We start from the raw sequence: 8,627 nt of genomic DNA on the forward strand, positions 1-8,627 counted from the left end.
CGGCATCGAAATCTTCACGCAATCGCACCGCTGCCGCCATGACGAACCTCCCTCGGTTCGCCAATAAGAATCAGACATTTGCCGATTCGGGAATCCGAGGTGAGTCAGACTCACGGCAGGTTGGTATTAGTCGTTCAGCGATGGGTGTCATCTTCGGCGCTTGGGAATCGGCATGCATCAGTCGCGCGTGCGCGCGTTTTCCATTAAAGTTCATTCAATTTAGATTGGATGGCCGGGATAAGCCCGGCCATGACGGTTGTTGAGATTGCACGCTCAACTACACCCCGTGGTCGCGCCGCAGGTCTCGCACTTCAAACACGTCCCATTGCGCACCAGCGTGAAATTCGCGCACTCAGGGCAGGCTTCGCCGACATAGCCCTTCATGCGCGCTTCGGCGCGTTTTTCGGCGATGCCCGAAATGGTCTTCGTCGGCTCGGTCCAGCCGAGCGTCGAGACCGGTTCGCCGGCGTCATGCATCACCTCCGGCGTCTCGCGCAGCGCGACCGCCCCGCCGCCCTGCACCACCATCAGCCGATCGGTCTTGGAGCGTAGCAGCCCGCGCGAGACGACGGAGTTGGTCTCCGGCGCCTTGCCTTCATGCTGGCCCTTGCCGAGCACGTCATGGCCGACGTCCTCAGGCGAGACATGGGCGAGATCGGTGCGGCCGAGATAGGAGACGGCGAGTTCGCGGAACACATAGTCGAGGATCGAGGTCGCGTATTTGATCGCGTCATTGCCCTGCACCGGACCCGCGGGCTCGAAGCGGGTGAAGGTGAAGGCGTCGACATATTCTTCGAGCGGCACGCCATATTGCAGGCCAAGCGAAATCGCGATGGCGAAATTATTCATCAACGAGCGGAAGGCGGCGCCCTCCTTATGCATGTCGATGAAGATTTCGCCGAGCCGACCATCTTCATATTCGCCGGTGTGCAGATAGACCTTGTGCCCGCCGACCGTCGCCTTCTGAATATAACTCTTGCGCCGGTTTGGCAGTTTCTCGCGCTCGCGGATCACCTGATGCACGACGCGCTCGACGATGCGTTCGGCGACCGCCGCGGCGCGGGCCGGCATCGCGGCGGTCACGATTTCTTCGACCACGTCCATCGCGTCGATGTCGTCGTCGCCGGCGATGAGCTGCGCCGACAAGGGCTGCGAGAGCTTGGAGCCGTCGCGATACAGCGCATTGGCCTTGAGCCCGAGGCGCCACGACAGCAGATAGGCCTGTTCGCAATCTTCGATCGAGGCGTCATTGGGCATGTTGATGGTTTTGCTGATCGCGCCCGAGATGAAGGGCTGCGCCGCAGCCATCATGCGGATATGCGACTCGACCGAGAGATAGCGTTTTCCCGTGCGCCCGCAGGGACTGGCGCAGTCGAACACCGGATAGTGTTCGCGCTTCAGATGCGGCGCGCCTTCCAGAGTCATCGCGCCGCAGACATGAATATTCGCCGCTTCGATCTCGGATTTGGCGAAGCCGAGATGGGAGAGGAGATCGAAGTTCTTGTCTTCGAGCGCTGCCGCCGGAACTTTCAGCGTCTCGGTGAGGAAGTCGGGTCCGAGCGTCCATTTGTTGAAGACGAATTTGATGTCGAAGGCGGACGGCAGCGCCGCCTCGATCGCGGCGATCTTCTCGTCGGTGAAGCCGCGCGCGCGCAGGCTCGCGGTGTTGATCGCGGGGGCGTTGGAGAGCGAGGCGTGGCCGACCGCGTAAGCCTCGATCTCGGCGATGTCGCTCTCGCGATAGCCGAGCGCCCGCAGCCCTTCCGGCACGGCGCGGTTGACGATCTTGAGATAGCCGCCGCCGGCGAGCTTCTTGAATTTCACCAGCGCGAAGTCGGGTTCGATCCCCGTCGTGTCGCAATCCATCACCAGACCGATGGTGCCGGTCGGCGCGACGACAGTGACCTGCGCATTGCGATAGCCGTAGAGTTCGCCTTGCGCGAGCGCTTTGTCCCAGGCGGCGCCGGCGCGCTCGATCAAGAGCTGATCGGGACAGGCGGCTTTGTCGAGCGGCACGGGCATCATCGCGAGCTGTTCATAGCCGACGCGTTCGCCATGGGCGGCGCGGCGGTGGTTGCGGATCACCCGCAGCATCGCCTCGCGATTCTCCATGAAGCGCACGAAGGGCCCGCGCTCCTTGGCCATCTCGGCAGAAGTGGCATAGCAGACGCCGGTCATGATCGCCGACAGCGCGCCGGCGATAGCGCGGCCAGCTTCGCTGTCGTAAGCGACGCCGGACGACATCAGAAGGCCGCCGACATTGGCGAAGCCGAGGCCGAGCGTGCGATAGTCGTAGGAGAGCTGCGCGATCTCTTTCGAGGGAAACTGCGCCATCAGCACCGAGATTTCGAGCACGACGGTCCACAGCCGCACCGCGTGTTCGTAAGACTCGACGTTGATGCGTTTCGTCTCGGGATCGCGGAACTGCAGCAGATTGAGCGACGCAAGGTTACAGGCGGTGTCGTCGAGGAACATATATTCCGAGCACGGATTCGACGCGCGAATCGGGCCGCCCGCCGGGCAGGTGTGCCAGTCGTTGATCGTTGTGTGGAATTGGATGCCGGGATCCGCCGAGGCCCAGGCGGCGTAGCCGATCTTCTCCCACAGATCGCGGGCTTTCAGCGTCTTCGAGACCTTGCCGTCGAGACGCTTGATGAGGCTCCAGTCGCCGTCCTTCTCGACCGCCTGCAGGAATGCGTCCGTCACGCGCACGGAGTTGTTGGAGTTCTGGCCGGAGACGGTGAGATAGGCTTCGCTGTCCCAGTCCGTGTCATAAGTGTCGAAGTGGATGTCCGTGTAGCCCTGCTTGGCGAATTGAATGACGCGCTTGATGTAATTGTCCGGGACTTCGTTTCTGCGCGCCAGCTTGATCTCGCGCTTCAGCGCCGGATTGATCTCGGGGTTGAAGCAGTCGTCGCCGGGGCCCTCGCAATTCACGCAGGCGCGCATGATCGCCTTCAAATGCTTCTTGACGATCTTGGAGCCCGTAACGAGCGAGGCGACCTTCTCCTCTTCCTTGACCTTCCAGCCGATGAATTGCTCGACGTCGGGGTGATCGATGTCGACGACGACCATCTTCGCCGCGCGCCGCGTCGTGCCGCCGGATTTGATCGCGCCCGCCGCGCGGTCGCCGATCTTGAGGAAGGACATCAGGCCAGAGGACGAGCCGCCGCCCGAGAGCTTCTCCTTCTCGCCGCGCAGCTTGGAGAAATTGGTGCCGGTGCCGGAGCCATATTTGAACAGCCGCGCCTCGCGCACCCACAGATCCATGATGCCGCCGTCATTGACGAGATCGTCGGCGATCGACTGGATGAAGCAGGCGTGCGGCTGCGGATGCTCATAGGCCGATTTCGACTTCACCATCTTGCCATTGGCGTAGTCGACGTAGAAATGGCCCTGGCTCGGTCCATCGACGCCATAGGCCCAATGCAGGCCGGTGTTGAACCATTGCGGCGAATTGGGCGCGGCCATCTGCATGGCGAGCATGTAGCGAAGCTCGTCGCTGAACGCCTGGGCGTCTTCCTCGGCGTCGAAATAGCCGCCCTTCCAGCCCCAATAGGCCCAGGCGCCGGCGAGACGGTCGAAGACCTGCTTGGCCGAGATTTCAGAGACGTGCCGCTGGTCCTTGGGCAGTTCGGCGAGCGCCTCCGTATCGGCGACGGCGCGCCACAGGAAGGATGGGACGGCGTTCTCCTCGACGCGCTTCAAGCGCGCCGGCACGCCGGCCTTGCGGAAATATTTCTGCGCCAGAACGTCGGACGCGACCTGGCTCCATTGCGCGGGAACCTCGATATTGTCGAGGGCAAAAACGATCGAGCCGTCGGGATTGCGGATTTCGCTCTTGGTCGTGCGGAACGGGATGCTCGCATAAGGAGATTCGCCCGCCTTGGTGTAGCGCCGCTCAATTTTCATCGTTCCATCCCCTCAAGGCGCAGGCGTCCGCCCGCGCGCAGCCGTTCGCCGGCCCGCGACGTAATCGAAAATTGGTACACGAAGCACGTGCCTTCCGGCTCAGGATGCTTTTGGAGACACCGTCGGAGCGAACGCACGCGGAACTAGAGGACGTCGCGCAGAGGCCGCGATCCGAGTAGATACTCTCGAAGAATGTACGCGGCAGCGTCATCGCCTACTGCCCAGTTGGGATGAGTCTCGGTCTCGCGTCAACTACCAATTGTGGTGCGTACGAATAAAAACTCAATATGTGGACAAATCGTAAAATAGTGGGGAAAATCGTCTCATGCATCTAGCCGCGACCAACAAGCCTCCATAAAGAGCTATCAACTTTCGATCAGTCGCTATCGCCATCTGGATAGGTGTCTGACACAGTATCACAGCTCTGACACATATATTTCGATCCTACTGGGAACACCTTCCTCTCTCCGCATTTGGGGCATGGAGAATCCAGGAACCTTAAGCTGGGAGCAGGGAACTGCTTCACCTCAGCGCCAAACGATGCGGCAAGCTTGCGTATCTTCTCTGCGGCTCTGCTTCGGTCGCGCCGCTCTACGAGTTCTTTATAGTATATTTCTGCACACTTAAGGCTGACTCCGAATTGAATTGCTATTTCTTCAGCAGAGTCGAGAGTACTCGCTATATCATCATCGATTAAGAAGGCCGCTGCGAAGACCTTTGCTTGATGCTCTGCTGATTCGTAGGGTCTAACCCATCTATACGTATCGTTCCCTCCGGCACGTCGGGGCATCCCGGAACGATTATGCATCACTGCATGGCCAAGTTCGTGTGCGACAGTATTGCGGGCGCGCCCTTCACCGAGAACAGCGGCATGATGCACCGACCGCCTGAAAGCAATAACTATCAATTCTTCTGTGTGAGATGTCAGAGCGTCTGCGGTTCCCAATTCGATATCAGGAAGCACTTTGACGACTAGTCTCTTTACGCCACTGACCGTCCAAATGGTTTCATTCCGCAAACACGCGACGACGTCGATTCGCCCCCGACTAGCGAATCCAAGATAAGCGCGCGCCTTTCTTGCAATTTGGCGAACCTCGCAATCAGACCTCCGCCTAACAAGAAAATCATCGGTCATCGAGGCAACCCCGTTGGCTGGCCCATTCTCAGCTAACTAACAAGGAGGCCAGCCAATGTCAAGATATAGCGTCAATCATTGGTCAGAATACTAGATATATTGTCTCGATAACCCCGAGGCAAGTTTGTAGCGGTCTGGCCATCAGAGGCTGCTTCGATGGGGTTGTGAATGAGCGTGGCTATTTGCATGGGCCCGGGGAGGCCTTCAGCAGAAAATCGCGGTTCTCCGGATCGCCCGGACTGAGATAGAGAAATGGCCCCACATCTGAGCCCGTCTGCGGCAGTTCGAGCGTCTCCAGCACGGTGAGGAGCGCCCCGCCAGGACGCGGCGCGATGCGGAAGCGGCCCGAATGCGCGTCCTCGATCCGGCAATCGCGAACGCCATATGTCTTCGTCTTGCAGAGGCGCGTCTCGACGGCGGAGTCGGAGCCGTTGCAAACGAGGCCGTCCGCTTCTGTCCAGCAGACGCCGAGCGAGTCGAAGCTCGGCTTGCGCTTTCCCGGCCACATTTGCAGGAGGGCGTCGGCGATCGGCGGCTTGTCGCCGCCTTCTGACGGCGAGACCGAAGTCGGCGCGATCTTCAGGCGAACGTGACGCACCATCTGGCGGCGATGCGCGCGAAGATGCGCCTCGTCATAGATACGCTCGTAGCAGCCGGCGAGCGGCGGCTCGGCGCTTGCTTCCGCCATTGCGAGACAGATCGCCGCGCCGGCGCCCAACAAACTTTTGATCATGATCGCTCTCATCGGCTCCGTCGCCTTGTAAAAGTTCGAGCGCGAAGCGCAACTCGAGCGTCGCTACGGCACTCGTCGCGTCACAAAAGCTTCGCCTCTCCGTGATCTTCAATCAGATGGATCGATGCGGAGCGAGTCGCACATGTGGACGGTTAACGCGGATTTCGGTCAGACGATCTTCGCTCTCGTCAATTTTCCGCAAGCTGCCTCGAAAAAGCCCAAACAGACAAGAAAAGCGCTCAGCGATACGCTTGGCCGCTTGGGCGCGCTCGAAGTGCGGCTTGCGCGCGGCAAAAGGGAAGTGCGCAAAGCGCAGCGCCTGCGCTACGAGGTCTTCTACGAGGAAGGCGGCGCCATTCCCGACGCGCGCACCGCCTTCACTCGCCGCGACGCCGACCGTTTCGACAGATTCTGCGATCATCTTATCGTCATCGATCACGCGGCGCAGACACGGCGCGGCAAGATCAGGCCAAAGATCGTCGGCGCCTATCGGCTGATGCGCGACGATATGGCGGCGAAAGCCGGCGGCTTCTATTCGGAAAGCGAATATGACGTCGCGCCGCTGCTCGCGCGCCACGCCGGCAAGCGCGCGCTGGAGCTCGGGCGCTCCTGCGTGCTCGCGCCTTATCGCAGCAAGCGCACGATCGAACTGCTGTGGCGGGGGCTCCTCGCTTATGTGCGGGCGCATGACATCGACGTGATGTTCGGCTGCGCGAGTCTGCACGGCGCCAATCCGCTCGCCCATGCGCAAGCGTTGAGCTTTCTCGCGCATTATGCGCCGGCCGAAGAGCCATGGCGCGTCAGCGCGAGAGAAGAGTTGCACACGCCGATGCGGATGCTGGCGCGCGACGCCTTCGACCCGCGCAAGGCGCGCGACGCGCTGTCGCCGCTCATCAAGGGCTATCTGCGCGTCGGCGCGCGTTTCGGCGAGGGCGCCGTCGTCGACCGCAAGTTCAACACAACAGATGTTTTCGTCGTCATGCCGGTCGCCGAAATCGACGCGCGCTATCTGGAATTCTTCGGCGGCGCGTCTCACCGCCGCGCGGCTTAGGCCCCGGCGCGCGTTCGCGCGATTTTCCCCATTGGACGCCCCTTGAAGACCGGCGCCGCCGCTCCCTTTAAGCATCAAGAGCGCGGTCGCGGCCATCGTCTCAAGGAGGACGGACATGGAAGAGAATAAGGTGTCTACCGCCGAAGAGCGGTATGAAGTGCGCGAGGTGGTCGGGGTGTTCGACGCGGTCGACAAGCTGCAGTCGGCGATCGACGATCTTCTCACCGGCGGCTTCGACCGTTCGGAGATCAGCCTCCTCGCCGAAGCGGACAAAGTACGCCAGAAGCTCGGCGACAACGAGGTGAGCGCGAACGAACTTGAAGACAGCCCCGCGGCGCCCCGCACGCCCTATATCGACAGCGAGTCGCTCAATATCGGCAAGGCGTCGATCGTCGGCGTTCTGTTCTACGTCGGCGTGATTGTCGGCGCTGGGCTCGCCCTTGCGTCTGGCCTGTCGCTTACCAGCGCCATCGCCATTGGCCTCTTGACCGGCGGCGGAGCGAGCGTTCTGGGCCTGTTTATTTCGAAAATCGTCGGCGACCGTCAGACCGACTGGGCACAGTCGCAATTGAAGCATGGCGGCCTGCTGCTATGGGCGCGCACGTGGAATGACGAACGGGAACGCGCGGCGATCGACATCATGCGGCGTCACGGAGGACGCGACGTGCATGCGCATATGGGAGCGTAGCCGCAGCCCTAGATTGCCAACTTAAAAATTCAAGCCTAGCATTAGGTTGGGCCGACCGCGGGCGGCGGGCGGCTCTCAGCCTAGCGTTGCGCTATGCGTGCGTCGTCAACTCTCGTTGTGTTTTGCGTGACGACCGGCGCAGCGCAACCGGTCTCCGCCGGCGCATGGCTGATGACGCCGGGCGGGGGACAAGCGATCCTCACCACGACCTTCGCCGACGCGCGCAAGGCTTATGACGCGAACGGGCGACTGATCGAGACGCCTTCCTATCGAAAGTTCGAGACGCGCGTCTATGTCGAGCACGGCGTGCTCGACTGGCTGACCGTCGTCGCCGAAGGCGGCTACATGAATTTCAGCGGCGCCGCCGGGCCGTTCGACCGTCTCAACCTGCTCATCGATGAAGCAAAGGCCGGTCTGCCGCTGTCGCTGCAATCGCCGCCGGGCCAGCGTTATGAGGGCTTGGGACTGGGCGCTTTTGGCGCGCGGGCGTTGCTATTTACCTGGGGCGATTACATCGTCTCGCTGCAGGCCGGCGTGCGCGCTGCCTCGCCGGCTTCGCGGCGGTTCCTCGACATGCGCGACGCGGTCCAGGGCGACGTTCGGCTTCTCGTCGGCCGGCCGTTCGAAATTTTCGGCCTTCCCGGCTTCATCGATGCGCAACTCGGTTATCGCTCGCGCGGACAGAATGGCGACGAAATCCGCGTCGACTTCACCGCTGGCCTGCGTCCCCTGCCCCCGATCCTGCTGCTTGCGCAAAGCTACTCCGGCTTTGCGCCGAGAGGGGGCCCCGCGGGCGTCGTCGCCGAGCAGAAATTTCAGCTCAGCGCAGTCTATGACGTAAGCGCGTCGCTCTCCTTGCAGATCGGCGCGATCGCCGCGATCGGCGGGATGAATTCGCCCGCCGAGCGCGGCCTGATCAGCGCCATATGGTGGCGGTACTAGTAGAGCGTTTCTTTGGATCGACTCATATCATGCCGCGATGTCGATCTTGTAAGTCCAGGTATGAACGACAGGCTCACGGTTAACGTCGTCGATTGCCTCAATGATTCGATCCTTCAACTCCTGTTTGGACGCGACGCGGATATGGCGAAGTGCCGATCGCGCGAGC

The 8,627-nt window shown here is 61.5% G+C and carries 6 protein-coding genes and 1 pseudogene; 3 read left to right on the forward strand and 4 right to left on the reverse strand.

The genetic code is table 11. The annotated features are described in order from the left end of the window. Positions 1-273 precede the first annotated feature (273 nt). The 3 genes from QZ964_RS19800 to QZ964_RS19810 form a co-directional block, all read right to left on the reverse strand. Complete coding sequence (locus QZ964_RS19800) at positions 274-3,912, reverse strand: vitamin B12-dependent ribonucleotide reductase (RefSeq protein ID WP_292533799.1); 3,639 nt, start codon at positions 3,910-3,912, stop codon at positions 274-276. A gap of 376 nt (positions 3,913-4,288) precedes the next feature. Further along, positions 4,289-4,876, reverse strand: coding sequence for an ImmA/IrrE family metallo-endopeptidase (locus QZ964_RS19805; RefSeq protein ID WP_292533801.1), 588 nt, complete (start codon positions 4,874-4,876; stop codon positions 4,289-4,291). Positions 4,877-5,225: 349 nt separating this feature from the next. Further along, positions 5,226-5,780, reverse strand: coding sequence for a hypothetical protein (locus QZ964_RS19810; protein ID WP_292533802.1), 555 nt, complete (start codon positions 5,778-5,780; stop codon positions 5,226-5,228). A gap of 142 nt (positions 5,781-5,922) precedes the next feature. Here QZ964_RS19810 and QZ964_RS19815 point away from each other — a divergent pair, with 142 nt between their 5' ends. From QZ964_RS19815 to QZ964_RS19825, 3 genes are all read left to right on the forward strand, one after another. Continuing rightward, a complete protein-coding gene (locus QZ964_RS19815) occupies positions 5,923-6,831 on the forward strand; it encodes a GNAT family N-acyltransferase (RefSeq protein ID WP_292533804.1) in 909 nt (302 codons plus the stop codon). A gap of 115 nt (positions 6,832-6,946) precedes the next feature. Further along, complete coding sequence (locus QZ964_RS19820) at positions 6,947-7,519, forward strand: hypothetical protein (protein WP_292533805.1); 573 nt, start codon at positions 6,947-6,949, stop codon at positions 7,517-7,519. Positions 7,520-7,612: 93 nt separating this feature from the next. After that, positions 7,613-8,461: a hypothetical protein gene (locus QZ964_RS19825; RefSeq protein WP_292533806.1), complete on the forward strand. Its 849-nt coding sequence runs from the start codon at positions 7,613-7,615 to the stop codon at positions 8,459-8,461. A 27-nt stretch (positions 8,462-8,488) separates the two neighbouring features. On the opposite strand, the pseudogene QZ964_RS19830 reads toward QZ964_RS19825, so the two are convergent. After that, positions 8,489-8,627: pseudogene (locus tag QZ964_RS19830) on the reverse strand (IS630 family transposase); the annotation flags it as partial.

The sequence above is a fragment of the Methylocystis sp. genome (assembly GCF_021731785.1).
Classification (GTDB): Bacteria; Pseudomonadota; Alphaproteobacteria; order Rhizobiales; family Beijerinckiaceae; genus Methylocystis.